The organism is Pontibacter qinzhouensis, assembly GCF_008017455.1.
Lineage (GTDB): Bacteria > Bacteroidota > Bacteroidia > Cytophagales > Hymenobacteraceae > Pontibacter > Pontibacter qinzhouensis.
Genome location: NZ_VRTY01000032.1, coordinates 14,575 through 31,106 on the forward strand (window position 1 = coordinate 14,575; position 16,532 = coordinate 31,106).

Below are 16,532 nucleotides of genomic sequence, written 5' to 3' on the forward strand. Positions count from 1 at the left end.
AAGTGCTTCGAAACCGCCACCTTCGTTTAGCTGCACAAGCACGTTACCCCCTCAATTAGTTTACGCTACTTCCTCTCACCATATGAACCAGTAATACATAATTTTTTCGTGTAAAAAGATACTTAATTTCATCATGAAGAAGCTTACTATTTCCTCACTTCCTGTTATTGATGATTTCGAACTGTTTCTGACCTTTCTTAAGGCGAAAACAAAGGTACCTCTTACGGCTGGTAACAACCACTTAAAGCGAACAGATTTAGCACGCCTGAACCAGGAGATGCATTTCAAGGCTTTCTGGGCCCACGACAAAAGTATGCAGCCCAAATACCCGCTGCTCCACTTTTTTTACCATGTAGTAATTCAAACGGACCTGGCACGCCTGTACCACGAGAAGCAGGCAGCCAGTTTACAGCTAAACCATGCCGTGCTGGAGCAGTATGAGCAGCTGACACGTAGCGAAAAATATTTTTTCCTGCTCGAAACAGCCTGGTGCCACCTCGATTATGAAGCGATGGAGGGGAGCAGGTCGTTTCACTATTTTGGGGTTATCATGCACCTGTTCGAACTCTTAAATAAACTGGAGCCAGGGCAGCAGTTACTCATAAAGGATCAGAAAATAGTAATTCCGGAACAGAAAAACACCAGACCGCTTTGGGTAAGCAACCAACACATGTACTATGTGTTCTGGTTTCTGAATTTATATGATCTGGAACCGGGTGCTGCCTTCACCACAGCTCCTGATAGTTATACATTTCCGTTCAGCAGCTTCGGGGCGACAGCAACTGGAAAAGAATTGATACCCGTGCTCCTCGAAAAGCGTCCGTTTGAACTTTGGAATGACCTGAATGGCGACGAGCTTTCCTTTAACTTTGAGCCTGTTTTTTTGTTAGGCGATCAGGAGGAGGAGGGAGATAAGGATGAACAGGAAGAGGAGCAGCGACCCGAAGAACCATTTCTGGTGGCTTTTAAAGCCTTGGTAGCACCAGGAGAGTTAGAGCAATCGCTTCTGCAGCGCTCCGCAGAAAAAGAAGCCTCCAAGAACGGTGTTTATCGCATAAAAGTTTCTTTGTCGAAGCAGCTATACCGGACAATACTAATTGGAGCCTCTGCCACCTTCGAGGAACTGCACCTGGCCATACAGGACGCTTATAATTTCGACAACGATCATCTGTATGCCTTTTTCCTGGATGGGAAACGATGGTCCAGGAATGCCATTAACGACCCTTATAGCGAGCAACCACCATACGCCGATGAAGTAACTTTAAGTAAAGCAGGCTTGTACGAAGGCAAGCGCCTGCTCTACCTTTTCGATTTTGGCGATGAGTGGCAGTTTGCGCTTCAGGTGCTCCTATTAGACACTTCTTTGCCTGAACCAAAAAAAGCGATTGTAGTAGAAGCAAAAGGAGATGCGCCGGAACAATACTGGTCTGAAGAGGAAGAGTAATTGGAAACTATTATTCATGTAAAGACATGGCAAAAAAGAAAGCGCCGAAAATGTGGGTATTTACCTCAGCTAAAGCTCCTAAACCCACCGTTTCGGAAACTGATAAAAAGCAGGTAGCCGCAATGTGTCAGGCTCTTATAGAAAAAATGAAACCTACCTGGATACAACCGCCTAATCCTGACTGGGGGTATGTGCATGATGTGTACGGCAAGTGGTACCGCAGCTATTTCTATTTTTGCGCCACCTACCGCTGCGATAATCCGGCAGCCGTAGTTTCTGAAAACGAAACCAAGTTCACACGGCTGGAATATGCCGGGCCAGGTAAATATCATATGGCCTACTTCCGTCATACCGGGCAGTGGTTTACCGTTTTTGAAGATCTGACCCTGGAGAACTGCCTGGAGGAGGTAGAGCAGAACCAACTGTTCTGGCCTTAAACTTTGTGGAGCCCTTAGCTAAAAATCAGGTAAAATCCTTTTGGAGGCCGTTTTCATTAGAATAATTCGGTTCAGGGCCGAAAGCTGCTAACTTTATTTCTTCCGCTTCTTACCTTTGGCATAAGAGGCCACCAGTTTTGTTACGGCTTCGTCGCCCATTACGGCGTGTGCAGGCCTTGGGTGTTGGGCATCAAAAACATGCAGGTCTTCCGGCTGTGCAATTTTTACAAAACTTTCGTCTATTTCCCCTTCATCGTTTATAATGTTCTCCAGGGCCAGGTTCAGGTGCTTTGCCAGAAAGAAGTAGGCTGCTTTTCGTTTGTTGGGGCCATAGTCGTGGCCCTCGGTGGGCAGGTGGTGGTTTTCTACGTTTTCGGTTTTGTTGTAGAGGCTGTACACATTTTTGATGTACGGGTATTCTACCTCCGATGTGTTTTTGGTCCAGTCTTTTCCGTCGGAGATCAGGAGCATAGGGCGAGGTGCGGCCAGTGCGGCAATTTCTACGTTGCTTGTCTGGTGGTCTTTGCTTTTATGAATGGGCATGCCGCTCTCGCACACGCAGCCGCCAAAATGAAACGCAGACACCATGACCACCGGCACCGATACCGCAATACGTTTGTCGATGGCCGTCAGAACAAAGGTTTGGGTTCCTCCTCCAGATTCACCGGTTACACCAATCCGCTTTTTATCTACTTCCGGTAGCGAGAGCAGAAAATCTACGGCGCGCTGGCTGTTATGCGTTTGCAGCTGCAGGGCTAGTGGGTGTTTGTGTGTAGTTTGCTGCGCATCGCCGTTACCAACCATGTCGTAGGCAAACACAACTGCTCCCATACGGGCAAGGGTGGCGCATCGTTCCTGCACATAGGCACTAAACCTGGGGTCCTTGCCATGGCCATGAGGCGACAGAATAGCGGCATAAGAATCCAATTGCTGGGTAGGGCGGTAGAGGTTACCGGTTACAAAAAAGCCGGGGAAGCTCTCGAACGCCACATTTTCCACCGTATAGCCATCGTAGGTTTTTTTGCTATGGATGATCGGGTTCAGCGGTGTGTTCATGGGGAGTTGGTGCAGGCGGGCTCCTTCTACTATGCCCTTCTGGATTCGTTTGGCTCTTTTCTCCCAGCTTTTCCGGTCGCTGTAGGTGCTGGCAAACTTATCGAGGGCTGCCTTGCCTTCTGCCTCCGTAAAGTAACGACCCTGCGTGAGGAGCGTGGTGTCTACGGCTTGTGCACCTGCTTTTGCACCAATAATGGCAAGTAGCAGTGCCAGCAGCAGCTTTTTAGATGCCAGAAAATTGATTTTAAAAGTTAAAGGCATATCTCTTTTGTTTATGTTTTCTATCGGCTACAACCGAAATTATTCTAATAAAAATGGCCTTCCGAAGAAGAAATAGGTAAAAGTAGCTAAGGGTTTAAAAACGATTAGGTACTGTAAGTGTGTATTATCATATAGACCTACTACTGTTCTATTTATTGTAAAGCACTTACCTCTTTGTCATCCTGAAAGGATCTTGTGGGCGAGATCCATCAGCAATAGCTACTGGCTTGTTAGTATAAGTTTGCATAGCTGCTGTTTACCTGTTAATCAGGCTGAAGCTATTGCATAGCTGGCTTCTTGGTTCTTTTTGTCTTGATACAAAAAGAACAAAAAAATCAAGAAAATAAAAATCGAGGGTCCCTTCCCCCACTCGCTGACCGCTCTTTAAAGAGGGCCCCTTCCCCCGACAGTTTATTTTCATTCCGTGCACCTGGCAAAGGTATTCGCTCTGTAGCATTCGTAGAGGAATTAATTCTTAGCCTGTCTTACACCTGGTATTGAGGAGTCAGTACAAATTTAATTTAATAAACCCTTAGTAAAGTTCTGGCTAAAATCCTTCTGAAGGCTTTTTCTATTACAATAATTTATAATCTGATATTTTACATCTGGCAAAACAAGAAGTTAAAAGTGCTACTTAAATGTATTTAACTTCTTCCCGGCGCAACGATTAAAAGTGGTAAATGTTAAATAAGGTGTATCAGGTATTGTGCCTGCCGCCACTGCCTTAGCTATCGAACAAATCCCAGTCTTTGGCTTGAGCCGCCCCGTGAGATCCGGTGCCGCCTTTGCGGCAGCCTGAGCGCGAGCGAAGGCAGGAGGGAACGCAACGGCGATGGCCAAAGACGAGGCCTCGCTTATATAGGGCCCCTTCCCCAGCCGTGAGCGCTCGGAGCCAAAACTATGAAACAAAACAGCAGGAGGGCACCGGATAGAACAGCAACTAAGTCAGATGGAACCCCCTCTTCAAAAAAAAGTAGAGCAACACAGATGCCCCTTACTATTAGTTTATCTTGATAATATCTATAGCCTATCTAAACAACCTACTGTACCGCCAGATCATAAAAACTCACATTCTCAGCCTCAGACGAGATAATCCGGATTCTATAATATCCTGCATTTATCATACTGCCGGTGGTGCTGTTTATGTAATTCCACTTGGTTGGGCGTGTAGGTGTAAACTCAACAGCTTCCTCTTTCATCAAAGTACCATCTATTGCTAATAATTGCAATTTACCTTTAAACTCTCGTTCGTGGGGGTTATGATAGCGTACTTCCAGCGCGTAAATATCAGCCACGCCTACCTCAAAATCGAACTCTACCACATTGGTTTCTGAAGCTGATTTAAAAGTTACGGTCGCTTTTTTATTTACCTCGTCTACTATCTGCGTTGGGCCAGCTGTTTCTCCAGGTTTGGCATTGTAGCGGGCGGTGGTTTTGAGGTCGTAGGCCGGATCTATGTTGGCTGCTTTGGTTACGGCTACGGCATACATAGCGGCGCTTCCTTTGGAGATGCTGCCATTGTTGCCTAAGCTAACGGTGGCTCCAGCCTGGAAACGCTTTTTGTAAACCTGGAAACGGTTGCCTTCGTCCTTCGTGTTCTGCATAAAGCTTTTGGTGTCTTCGTAATCTTTCAGCCAGGCTGGCTTTTGTGTGATACGTGCATCGATGCCTACAAAAACATCAGCCTCAGCACTTACCACAAACTGCGCTATGTTGGCGCCTGCCGCTGCTTTTACAGATGCCGGAGTCTGGAGCCACTCAGCGCCATACCAATCAGAAGGCAGGGAGATAAAAGCAGTTTCTGAACCTGCATACGGTTTGTTGCCTGTACCCAGCCAGGTATGTGCCGACCAGTTTTTTGCAGCGGCTTTGTCTGTTACCGTCAGGTTTTGGATTAAAGCAGGAGAGGGGGCAGCCGCCTTAAGAGCAGGATTGGCAGAAGAAATGGCAATACCTGAAATCAGTGCCTGGCCCGCAGTTACCCGCGGAAAAGAAATAACCAGTTGCCCGCCTGTTACGGTTGCGGTTACTGTTTTCTTCAGAGCCCCGTCGTGTCCAACTTCTTTCCAGATATCCAGGTTCTCAATTACGGTCTGGTCGTTTATGGCTACATCGAACAAGCGCCAGCCGGTGCAGTCGAGTCCGCCACCTGTTCCTAACCACGGCTCCGTGAAATAAAGCTCCACCTGGTACTCGCCATCCGGCACCGGAAACTCATACCGAAGCTTGTCGAGGCCATAGCGGAACTGCTGGAAAAGTGGCCACTCGGTTGTTCCGTTTATCGGGTCGTAGGTGCGGCGTTGGCTGGCAAAGAAAGGAGGTAAGTCCGTGAAATCATCTGTCCAGGATACGGAGCCCCAGGTGTTGGCTGTTGTCTTATGCACATCGGCCGACCAGGTATTGCCGGTGGCATCGGTATAAGCCGGGCCACCACAGTTCACGCGGTACAGGTAGTTCTGACTGGCCGCAGCTGCCGTAAGTGGCTTCGCATCTTTCAGGAAGGCCTTGAAGTTAGGAGCTTGTGGCAAGTGGTTCAGCACGATATAATCTTTAGCTACTTGCTTGCCGTTTACATAACCCACTGCATAGAGCACGTTGTAAGTAATGTCTGCTCCGTTCCAGGTAAAGTGCGCTCCTTTGCCTTCCGGACGTTTTTTCTTGCCCAGCGAACGGGTATTTACATCGTTAAACAACTCCACTTCATCGCAGTTAGAATAAACTACAATACCGTCTTTTTTGCCCGGTTTTATCCAGCGGTCGGGCCAGGTGTGGGAGGCAATGTAAACCATCGGCTCGGTTTCTTTGAGCGCGTAGTTAGATCGGAACATGTAGTACACATCCAGCGGCTCCTCCCATGGCGTAAGCGTTCCTTTATAGTTTACCGGCCCAATGCGGTCCAGTTCGCGGAGACCTTCGCCGCCCTGCACGCGGCCGGGGTTGTCGTGCGAGGTAAAGAGCCAGAAGTAGTGGCCGGAGGTATTGTCGCGCACCGATTCTGCCAGCCGCACTTTCATTTCCATGAGCTGTGTCATGCGATCTTCGCTCACAACGCCATTCTGGTCAAACTCGCCTTCGGTATGCAGGTCGAGGGTACGCCAGGCACCATACTCGCCGATCAGGACCTGCCGCTGCATGTCTTCGTGATACAGGCTTGGGTTGCCGCCATAGGTGCCGGTCCAGTTCTGGGGCACATCCCAATCGGTGCCGCTACCACCGTTGCAGGTCGTTACAACGCGGCGTGTTGTCCAGCCAGCCGGGTCGAGTTGCCGGATCAGTTCAGTGCACTCTCTTGAGAACTCTTCCGACAGCTTGCTTTCGTTCTGCAGCCCCCACATCACCACCGACGGACTGTTGCGGCGCTCCCGCACCCAGTCTACCAGCAGCTTTTTAAAGTTCTCTTTAAATTCAGGAGTATCATACCATACGTGTGCCGAAATCTGGGTCCAGAGCAGAACGCCAAGTTCATCCCAATGCTGTTGGTAACGCAGGTTGTGCGGTTGGTGTGCATCGCGGAACGAGTTAAAGCCGGCTGCTTTCATCTGCATGACCCGCGACTTTATCTGCTCTGCGCTAAAAGCATGACTCTGGCCGATGAGGTGTTCATATTCTGCCACACCGTTAATAAACACCGGTTTGCCGTTCAGGAAAAAGCGTTTATCGTTGTCGTTTCGGGCAACTGGCCAGCTGATCCACCTGATGCCGTATGGTGTACTGAGTTGATCAATAGTTTTGTTTTTCTCTACCACCTCCGTTACCAGCGTGTATAAATAAGGGTCTTCAACCGACCAAAGATGCGGATTGTTGATAACCGGAGGCCTCTGGCTGATTATCGCCATTTTACCTGCCTGAATTTTCGACTTCGATTTAGATTCGGCCACCGTTTTACCCGACTTATCCACAAGTCGGTTGATAACTGTTACCGTTTTGTATTTGCTGCCGTAGTTTTTGACCTCTGTGTTGATGTTGAGTTGGGCAGATTTCTCCGAGATGGTGGAGTCGTTCCAGATATGCACGCCAAATGGCTCGATTCGTACCGGGTCTGTCACGATCAGGTGCACCGGCCGGAAGATTCCCATCGGTTGCGAACCTTCGGAAAATCCCCGCTCATCGGAGCAGCCGCCACACACCCAGGGCAAATCCTTTATCTCGGCCGGATGGTCGGCGCGAACAGCCAGGAGGTTTTCTTTCTTGTCGAGTAGAATGGCATCTGTAACATCTAAGGTAAAGGTGGTGCGGCCGCCGGCATGGTAACCGACCTGCTTCCCGTTTAGCCAGACTGTAGCGTAGGAGCCAACGCCTTCAAAATAGAGGAAATAGCGCTGCCCTTTTTTCTGGGGCTCCACCTGAAACGTTTTGCGGTACCAGGCATAGCCGTGCCGGTTGCCGTGGCGCATACGGCGGTAGCCTTCGTAGCCATCCCAGTTGTGCGGCACATCTACTTTCTTCCAATTTTTTGTGGCGTAAGTTGGCTGTTCAAAACCCTGGTAAGCATGTATATTTTTGTCGTCGGCAATAGAATGCCAGCCTTTGTCGAGCGAAATATCCTGGCGAACTTCTGATTGTGCCTTGGCAGTAAAAGCCATGCACAAAGCCAGAAGCAGCAACAAGATTTGTGCTTTTACCTTTTTGTTTAATGATAGAATAGATGCTACTGAAAAATGTAAAACTCTCATGAATGAAATTAGTGAGACTACTTAATGTGATTAATTTTTGCCCCGGCTACCGCACAAACCTCGCAGCGTCTTTCAGACCTGCGAGCGTTTTGGAGGCTACGACGCTTTGGGTAAATTTTCTGGCTGAGGCTCAGATACTCCCAAGTCTGGAAGACGCTATGAGGTCTTGATACAGCTCTAAATCTGCTTCAGCTCTTTGTTTAGCTTATAAGTCTTTCCTTTCTGAGTATCGAAGCTGATGGTTTTGCCACCATACCTTACCACACATTTGTTACCGGCTAAGGATGTTACCTCCAGGTTCTGCAGTTGGCCATTGGCCCATTTCAGGTTTAATTCATAGCCTCCTCTGGCCCTGATTCCTTTTATCTCTCCCTCTGGTAAAGCTTTTGGCAAAGCTGGCAGAATGTCGATGGCACCATCGTGGCTCTGCACCAGCATTTCGGCAATACCTACTGCTCCGCCCATGTTACCATCTATCTGAAAGGGCGGGTGCGCATCGAAGAGGTTAGGGTAGGAGCCTCCTCCCTTTGCTGCCGGATGAATGAGCATGTTCACCATTTTGTAGGCGTGGTCGCCATCCAGGAAGCGGCTCCAGAAGTTCAGTTTCCAGGCAAGGCTCCAGCCGGTGCCTTCGTCGCCACGCATCAGCAGCGATTGTTTCGCCGCCTTCATCATATCCGGGTTCTTCTGCCAGGTAATGTCGTTGCCCGGGTGCATGCCCCACAGGTGCGACACGTGGCGGTGCTTGTTATCCGGGTCATCGATGTCCTGTAACCACTCCTGCAACTGCCTGTGCTTGCCAATCTGGTTGGGCGCAATCTTCGGCCACATTTCTTTTAGTTTGTTCCGAAAGGCAGCATCGGTATCTAGTGCTTCACTGGCTGCTATTGTTTTCTGGAAAAGGCTGCGAACTAATTGGTGATCCATGGTAGGACCGGCTACCAAACCACCGTTTTCAGGAGAGTTGGAAGGCGTACTGATCAGCCAGCCTGTTTTAGGGTCTTCTACCAGGAAATCTACAAAGAATTCGGCTGCTCCCTTCATAACAGGGTAGGCACGTTCTTTCAAAAACTCTTTATCTTGTGTGTACTCGTAGCGGTCCCAGAGGTGGTGGCTCAGCCAGGCACCTCCGCCAACCCAAACACCGTGGTTAGATGAGTTGATAGGGGCAGTGCCGCGCCACAGATCAGTATTATGGTGCATTACCCAACCACGTGCGTTGTAATGGGCTTTGGCTGTAACCTTCCCTCTTTCCGCAAGTTCATCCACCATGTCGAACAGGGGCTCGTGCATAGGCGAGAGGTTGAGCGGTTCTGCCGGCCAGTAAATCATTTCTACGTTGATGTTAGTGGTGTACTTGCTTCCCCAGGGTGGCACCAGCATATCGTTCCAGATGCCTTGTATGTTGGCCGGGTGTGTGCCGGGGCGTGAGCTGGAGATAAGCAGGTAACGACCATATTGCAGGTACAGCGGCACCATAGAGGGGTCGGAGGACGTTGAGAACTTTGCAATACGCTCGTTGGTAGGTAAATCGGCATTGGCCGTATGAGGCGTATGAAAGGTGAGGGTGTTAAAATAGCCCTGGTATTCTTTTACATGCTCCGTTTTTACCTGTTCGTAAGTGGCGTTTTGCACTGTTCGTAAAGCTTGCCGACAGACTTCTTCCGGGTTGCCTGAAACATCGTCGAAGCGTACAAAGTTGGTGCCTGCCGTCAGGTAAAGCGTGGCTTCGTCGGCTCCTGTAATGGTTATTTTATCGTCGGTAACAGTTATTTTTCCACCTTTGGTTTTGGCGTTCAGAAAGCTTTCGCCGCGCAAGGCACCACTTTTCACCTGCAGGCTCAGCCCCAGTGTTTGGGCATCTATTTTGCGGGTAGATGATCTCTTATGAGGACTGCTTAGTGAAGTTTCGAACGTAATCTGCCCTGGCTTACTGGCTTTCAGGTGCACCGCCACTACCTGGTTGGGGGCACTGGCAAAATACTCCCGCGTAAACTCTACACCGTTGGCGGTATATGTCGTGCGGGAAATCGCCTGCTGAATATCCAGCTCACGTCTGTAATTGCTGGCATTTTCGTGTCCTTTAAAATCAAGCCAAAGGTCTCCGAAGGCCTGGTACGATGCCTGAAAAGCGGGCACGGCAGGTGGCATGTCGTCCTGAATCCAGTATTTCCAGGGCTTGGTGTTTAGCGGAATCAGGTTCTTCTCAGGTTCCGGGTCGCCTTCGGAGTAAATCGATAGCGGAATATTGCCAAACTTATGCCCGATAATACCGCCCTTGTCGAAGTAATTGAGCACCTGCACGGCAATCTGGTTTTTTCCTTTCTTCAGGAGTTTAGCCGGAATAACATAGCGTCTGTGGTTGCCGATGCCGGTAGTGGTGCCCACTAACTCGCCGTTTACAAAAGTAAAGTCTTCGTCGCGGATGCGGCCTAGTTCCAGCTTCAGGTCTTTGCCTTTCCACTTTTTAGGAAGCTCAAAGGTAGTTCTGAACCAAACGGCTCCGTCCATGCCTTCCATGCCGGCTATATCGGTGCTTTCCCAGCCTTGTTCGGTCGGGAGTGTCATTTCTTTCCATTGGCTGTCGTTGAATTTTGGTTGTGCGGGTGAGGCAGGTTGTTTCTGAAGCGCTTTTACTTTCTCTACCCACGCTCCCTGATCGCCATCTTCGTTGCTTTTCAGGCTCATGAAATGCTCCTGCGCCAGTTTTTCGGCTTCTTTCTGTTTGCCTTCAGCTAATAATTTTCTTAGTTCGGGCAGGTATTGGGCGGCTCCCTGGCGGGCATATTCGCGTGGCTCTCCGGTCCAGAGGGTTTCTTCATTAAATTGAATGCGGTCTTTTTCTACGCCGCCATATACCATGGCAGCCAGGCGGCCATTGCCAAGTGGCAAGGCATCTGTCCACTCTTTAGAAGGCGTGTTGTACCATAGGGTTAGATCGTTTTTGCTTTCTTGCTTTTGGTTGAAGGCAAACAACGTAAGGAGGAGAAAACAAAGTACTACAAAGCTTTTGGCTTTCATGCGGTTTGGGTTAAAGTAAAATCAGTGGAGCATCTGTAAACAGATGTCGCTGTTAACAAAAGTGATATAAGACTTAGGGCAAAGGGTTCTAATGCATTGAAAGCTGCTTGATCCAGTGCCCTCTTGCCGTATTGTTTCATAAGTTTTGGCTCCGAGCGTTCACGGCCGCGGGGCCTCGTCTTTGGCCATCGCCGCTGCGTTCCCTCCTTGCTCCGCTAAAGCTGCGCATGCCGCTTAAGCGGCACCGGATCTCACGAGGCAGCTCAAGCCAAAGACTGGAAAAGTTCGATAGCCAATGGTAATTACTTACACTCTGATACTCCTATTAATTCATATAATGAGCAAAAGCAATTAGAGCTTTTAACATTTAAGCCATTTAACTATTCAACAATCAACAGACAATCTAATTATTTTAATGAAAATGGCCTTCCAAAGGCTTTTTTAGCTTTTTAAGGTCAAGGGTTACTTCAGTTTTATTACAGATTAAATTGTCGTTTTAAGAATCTGGCAGCCATAATTTCTAATTTGGCGCAGCCCTACGGTTCTACTTCATCTGTTAGCTCGTTTCGCTTTATGGTTTCTTTTGTATCGTTCAACTTTCCGGTATCTACCTGCTGAATCCGGAGCGCGATGTATGGTTTGTTTGGAAGCTTTATTTTCGTGTTTTTCTTATCCCTGTACTTGTAGCGGTTCACTTCTTCTACTTCAAAAACCTGCTTTAGTGGAGTAACCGTCATGTTCCAGGCATCTATAATATCTACCTTAAACTTCATGCCGGGTTTTAAGGCATCGTCTGGCAGTTCAAAAGTCCAGTTTTTGGGTGTGTCTTTACCGAAGTAGTAGAGGTAATACTCGCCGTACTTGCCGGCGGCGTTCATCAGGTAGTATTGGTCCAGCGGGTTCAGTCCTTCTTTTGGTCCCTGTTCCACCACCTCTTTCAGGAAAGCAATGCGTTTAGGGCTGGTGCCGGAGAGGGTGCCGCCATTCGAGATCCAGCCTTCTTCTGTAGCCTCGCCGTGGGTGGCGTAGGAGCCGCCAACATAAGCAATCCAGAAACGATCTACCATCTCCTCGCCGGTTAATTGTCCCCAGCGCCGGCTTACGTTGCCTTCGTAGTTAATTTCGTCGTGCACAATAGGTTTGCGGTATATGTCGCGCAGGAGCGGCGACACACCAAAGGCCTTCACGGCATTGTAATACTGCAGGCTCACATGCGTTACCCAAGGCTTGGAGTAATCGTACAACTTATCGGCATTATGGATGGAGCGCAGGTGTTGGTACGGGTCGTTTTTCTCCACTACCTGGAACAACTGATCCCAGTCTTCCTGCGAGAGGTGGCGCATAAAGCTGTTCTCGTTGGCCAAACTCCACCAGATGTTGCGGTAGGCACCGAACCGGGCAATGATATAGCGGATAAAGCGCTCGTTCGTCTCCATGTCCATTTTGTCGAAACCCCAGGCACCATCGTAAGGGCGCAGCAAAATAAAGTCGGCCTCTATACCTAATGCCCGTAACCGCTCTACACATAGCTCCAGGTGCTTAAAGTAGTCGGTATTGAAGCGGGAGAAATCCCAGTTTTCTTTACTGGTACCCTCAAACGGAAACTGTGTTAGCTTGAGCGGCCCCTCCACATATTTTGGTTTAAAAGGCGGAATAGCCAGGAAACGCGCCTTGTTAAAAGGCGAGTTCTTCAGGGTTTCGATGGTTTGGTCCTGCCGCTCTTTGGGGTTGTAGGGCCACTCGTAAATAGTAGTGCCGAAAGGAAAATAGGGAGTGCCATCTTCGTAGGCAAAGTGGTACTGCGCGCGCACCCGTACCGGACCATGGTTACCGGCCGCGGCAGGCGTGCACACAAAAGAACCTTTTTTGCCGTTTAGCACCTCATGGCGGCTCCGGGTTTCATACGTCCAGGTGCCTTCGGTGTCGGGCATAAAACGCACTTTGTAGGTGCCGTTGCCATCGTAAAAGCCATCCGGGGTAAAGGTTTTGTCGCCTTGCTTAAAAGTAGCTGTGAGCGGTACTTGTATAAACGGATTTCCGGCCGATGGGCCTTGCAGCGTCAGCTCAAAAACATCCCACCGCTCTACCTGCTGGCCCTGAACAGGTTTATCCTGGGCAGCAACAGAGCCGGCCAGGATAAACAGCATTATCAATGAAAAAATAAAAGCTTTTTGACGCATGGTTGGGTCCAAAGGCCTGTTAATGTATGTGAATTTTTCTTTTTACTTCCTGGATGCTGCCTGTGGCTTAATTTCCAGAGCAGGCGTTTCAGCTACTTCCTGGTCTTTGGCTACAGGTGTTTTGGCGTGTCGGAAGTTGTTGCCATTCAGAATGATGCCTTTGGTTTTGCTGCCTTTCAGTTGCAGGTACACATCAGTACCCGGGCGTGGGTTGGCGTTAAAAATAAAGGCATCGTCTACGTTGTTGAGCTCTACAACAGGCGTGTTAGCGTGTGGCGTATGGGTTTTAACGCCGCCGATCTCCATCATCTGTACCTCCTGCGCTATAATGGCCGGGCCTGATTCGGTATTGATCGTCACGTTATGGAATTCAATGTTTTTAGCATTCCGGATGGTGGCACCTGTTTTGGAGTTTATGTTGATGTTGTTGAAGGTGATGTTTTCAACAGGCATCTCCTCAATGCCATCAATCAGTATCGCTTCATTGGCATCGTCCACGGTAATGTCGCTTATGTGGATATTGCGGAAGATCGGGGTTCTTTCAGAAACCGGTTCCGGGTCAGATTTAGCGTATTGCATGCTCAGTACAATGGCTTGGTCCTTAATGTCTTTCATAATGATGTTGTCGACACGGATTTCTTCTACCACGCCACCACGTCCACGTGCTGTTTTTATCCGGATGCCACGGTCTGTTCCGTCGAATACGCAGTTCGAGATGGTGATCTTTTTCACGTCGCCAGACATTTCGCTGCCGATTACCACGCCGCCATGGCCTCTGAGCATGGTGCAGTTGGTAATGGTATAGTTTTCGGCCGGTGTAGCCATTTTGCGGCCTGCTCTGTCTTTACCGGATTTAATGGTAATGCAGTCGTCGCCTACGCTGATGTGGCAATCAGAAATGTGCACGTAGCGGCATGAGGATGGGTTAATGCCATCCGTGTTAGGAGATTTCGGGTTGTTGATGGTAACGCCTGTAATAGTCACGTTTTCGCAGAACTCCGGGTTAACAGTCCAGAAAGGCGAGTTGATAATGGTGATGCCTTCGATGCGTACATTTTTGCAGAATAAGGGCTGGATGAAGGGCGGGCGCAGAAAGCCACGTTCCACCATACCCGGTATGTCCGGCATCAGCACATCTTTATTGTTTTTGTCGAACTCAAGCTGCCACTTGGTACGGGCCATGCTTTTGTCGTAGAGCTTGTGGTGGAAGTCCCACCATTTTTTGCCTTGCCCGTCTATGGTGCCACGGCCCATGATGGTGATGTTTTCCTGCTCGTAGGCATAAAAAAGCGGCGAAAAGTTTACCACATCAATTCCTTCCCAGCGCGATGGCACCATGGGCAGGTAATCGTCAAAATTATCACTGAACTTGATCAGGGCACCAGCATCTATAAAAATAGTGATGTTGCTTTTGAGGTGAATAGGGCCAGTCAGGTATTCGCCTGCCGGGAAGAACACAGTGCCACCACCTGCTTTAGAAGCAGCATCGATGGCTTTTCTGATTGCTTCAGTGGCTATTTTGCTGCCATCGTTCTTAGCTCCGTACTTCAGTACGTTGTAGTAGGGGCTTTTCTCTGCCTTTGTCGTAACTGCCGTAAGCATGACAAAACAGAATAACGAAAAGAAGAAGCTGCGGAGGATGCTGTACCGTCTCGTATTCATTATAGGTTTGGTTGGAAATTATAAGTAAATTTTTTGTGCCGTGTATATTTAGCTCTTTTTCACGGGCAGTTTTGCCACCGCCTGTTTCAGGTCCCTGGAATGATGGATCTCTTTACCATCAACAAAAATCCGGAAGCCTTTGCCTTTGCCATACTTCTCGCCGGTTTTATCCCATAGAATAGTTACAATCTGGTTGTGGTAGAGCACATTGTCGAGGCAGAACCAGTCCCACTGGCCTTCCGGAATGAGTGGCTGCACTTCTAAGCTATTACCGGGTTGTGGCTTAAGGCCCACCAGGTCGTTTATAATAAGGTCGGTATAGCCGGAGTGGTTGTAGTAGCTACTGCGTGGGTTATCGCCTTTAAGCCAGTAACCGGTCTTCTCATCCTGGTACTCACCCAGGTAAGGTTTGCCGTTTTTCTGATGCGATTTGGCATAGGTATGCAGAGCATCATAATAATCCTGCTTCGTCATGGTGTGGTTGGAGTAGTCGTTGAGCAGGTTCGCCAGCCCTTTCAGGGTTTGGGTGGTGGCAAATGGCCAGAGAGCACCATCCCATTCGCATCCGTGGCCAGAGCCGCGCGTACGGAAAGTTGGTTCGCGACGCTCGGCAGTGGTCAGACCCCAGGGAGCAGCAAAACCAGCTGAGTCGCGGATCTGTTCCCAGGCATGTGCAAACGCCGGAGAGTCGTCGGGCAGGTTAAAGTACCACGGAACGTAACCAATGGCTTCGCGGGCTCTGTTTAGCTGGCCGTCTTCGTGGCGGGTCTTAAAGAACTTGTCCTGCTCATCCCACAGGTGCTCCTGTACCGATGCTTTTATGGTGGCTGCTTTTTGCCTGTACTCGGTTGCCAGTTCTGGCTTTCCGGCCATGGTGGCCAGGTTAGCAATGGCGTTGGCATAGCCAAACATGTAGCTGCTGATGGTAGGGCGGGCATTTTTCTCTTTGCGGGAGCCGCTCACCGATTCTTCCATGCCATCGCGCACATCAAACTGCCAGAACAGGTTTTTGCCGTAGTCGTTGGTTTCTTCCCAGGTCTTAAAGTCCTCTACAAAGTCATCGAGCAGGGCCAGCACATGGGCCGAATCCTGGTTTACCAGAAAGCGGTTATAGGCGGCATCGCCCACCCAGCTGCTGAACTTGTAGTATTTGCTGCGGTCTAATTTCTTTTCTGTCTCAAACCAGAAGTTTACATACTGGTTCAGGTACTCCTGGTTATGCAGCCAGCGGCCCTCGTACACGTGGTGGGAGAGGGCACAGCTGATAGTGTTGTGAATGCCGGCATGACTTACGGGCGTAATAAACTCCGTGAAAACAAAGCCATCAGGGGTTTCTTTTAAGTGCTTCCGGAAGCTCCACCAGCGGTAGTAATAGTTCTTTTCGAGCACGGAGTCGGGGCACTCAAACAGCGGCACGTTCTGCTTCATCCAGCTGGCCGCCTGCGCATTCGGCACGTAGTTAACCACGTCCTCCGGCTCCATCTGGTTAAAATACGTTACGTATTGGTCTAGTTTGTCGCCTTGCAGCACCCGCTCGTTAGGTTGCAGCGCATCGGAGTCGGAGCAGGTCTTTACCATTGCAAGCAAACCGACCATTAGAAATAGCTTTTGAGCTAAGTATACCATGAACTAAAAATTATTAAAAACTGATAAGAAGCTGGTTTTCAAACGAACAATCGTTTCTGATGAGGTAAAAAAAAGAGCCATCAGAAACAGATTTTTCTTTGTTTTTTGGTAAGGCTAAGGTACTACTAAATTAAAGCCTTTACAAATAATAATTTACTTATAAAGCAAATGT

The 16,532-nt window shown here is 49.1% G+C and carries 8 protein-coding genes; 2 read left to right on the top strand and 6 right to left on the bottom strand.

The window, feature by feature from the left end:
• Positions 1–133: 133 nt before the first annotated feature.
• Together FVR03_RS10220 and FVR03_RS10225 are read left to right on the top strand one after the other, a co-directional pair.
• A complete protein-coding gene (locus FVR03_RS10220; RefSeq protein ID WP_147921651.1) occupies positions 134–1,444 on the top strand; it encodes a plasmid pRiA4b ORF-3 family protein in 1,311 nt (436 codons plus the stop codon).
• A 26-nt stretch (positions 1,445–1,470) separates the two neighbouring features.
• Positions 1,471–1,881, top strand: a complete 411-nt coding sequence (locus FVR03_RS10225) for a DUF3024 domain-containing protein (RefSeq protein ID WP_222707207.1) — start codon at positions 1,471–1,473, stop codon at positions 1,879–1,881.
• A gap of 93 nt (positions 1,882–1,974) precedes the next feature.
• On the opposite strand, the gene FVR03_RS10230 is transcribed toward FVR03_RS10225, so the two are convergent.
• From FVR03_RS10230 to FVR03_RS10255, 6 genes are all read right to left on the bottom strand, one after another.
• Entirely contained in the window at positions 1,975–3,198 is a 1,224-nt protein-coding gene (locus tag FVR03_RS10230) for an alpha/beta hydrolase family protein (RefSeq protein WP_147921652.1), read from the bottom strand.
• Between the two features lie 1,040 nt (positions 3,199–4,238).
• The gene (locus FVR03_RS10235; protein WP_147921653.1) at positions 4,239–7,871 is read right to left on the bottom strand and encodes a malectin domain-containing carbohydrate-binding protein; all 3,633 of its coding nucleotides are present in this window, start codon (positions 7,869–7,871) and stop codon (positions 4,239–4,241) included.
• A 177-nt stretch (positions 7,872–8,048) separates the two neighbouring features.
• Positions 8,049–10,892, bottom strand: coding sequence for a glycoside hydrolase family 95 protein (locus FVR03_RS10240; RefSeq protein ID WP_147921654.1), 2,844 nt, complete (start codon positions 10,890–10,892; stop codon positions 8,049–8,051).
• A 536-nt stretch (positions 10,893–11,428) separates the two neighbouring features.
• The gene (locus tag FVR03_RS10245) at positions 11,429–13,039 is read right to left on the bottom strand and encodes a DUF5060 domain-containing protein (RefSeq protein ID WP_147921674.1); all 1,611 of its coding nucleotides are present in this window, start codon (positions 13,037–13,039) and stop codon (positions 11,429–11,431) included.
• A 75-nt stretch (positions 13,040–13,114) separates the two neighbouring features.
• Positions 13,115–14,734 carry a glycoside hydrolase family 28 protein gene (locus tag FVR03_RS10250; RefSeq protein WP_222707208.1) on the bottom strand — a complete coding sequence of 540 codons (1,620 nt, stop codon included), beginning with the start codon at positions 14,732–14,734 and terminating at the stop codon, positions 13,115–13,117.
• Positions 14,735–14,782: 48 nt separating this feature from the next.
• Positions 14,783–16,360 (bottom strand): MGH1-like glycoside hydrolase domain-containing protein, encoded by a 1,578-nt coding sequence (locus FVR03_RS10255; RefSeq protein ID WP_255474159.1) that lies wholly within the window; start codon positions 16,358–16,360, stop codon positions 14,783–14,785.
• Positions 16,361–16,532: the final 172 nt, after the last annotated feature.

Coding starts and splice junctions, on each gene's coding strand:
- FVR03_RS10230 (WP_147921652.1), bottom strand. CDS start 3,198: ATGCCTTTAACTTTTAAAATCAATTTTCTGGCATCTAAAAAGCTGCTG.
- FVR03_RS10245 (WP_147921674.1), bottom strand. CDS start 13,039: ATGCTGTTTATCCTGGCCGGCTCTGTTGCTGCCCAGGATAAACCTGTT.
- FVR03_RS10235 (WP_147921653.1), bottom strand. CDS start 7,871: ATGAGAGTTTTACATTTTTCAGTAGCATCTATTCTATCATTAAACAAA.
- FVR03_RS10255 (WP_255474159.1), bottom strand. CDS start 16,360: ATGGTATACTTAGCTCAAAAGCTATTTCTAATGGTCGGTTTGCTTGCA.
- FVR03_RS10225 (WP_222707207.1), top strand. CDS start 1,471: ATGGCAAAAAAGAAAGCGCCGAAAATGTGGGTATTTACCTCAGCTAAA.
- FVR03_RS10220 (WP_147921651.1), top strand. CDS start 134: ATGAAGAAGCTTACTATTTCCTCACTTCCTGTTATTGATGATTTCGAA.
- FVR03_RS10240 (WP_147921654.1), bottom strand. CDS start 10,892: ATGAAAGCCAAAAGCTTTGTAGTACTTTGTTTTCTCCTCCTTACGTTG.
- FVR03_RS10250 (WP_222707208.1), bottom strand. CDS start 14,734: ATGAATACGAGACGGTACAGCATCCTCCGCAGCTTCTTCTTTTCGTTA.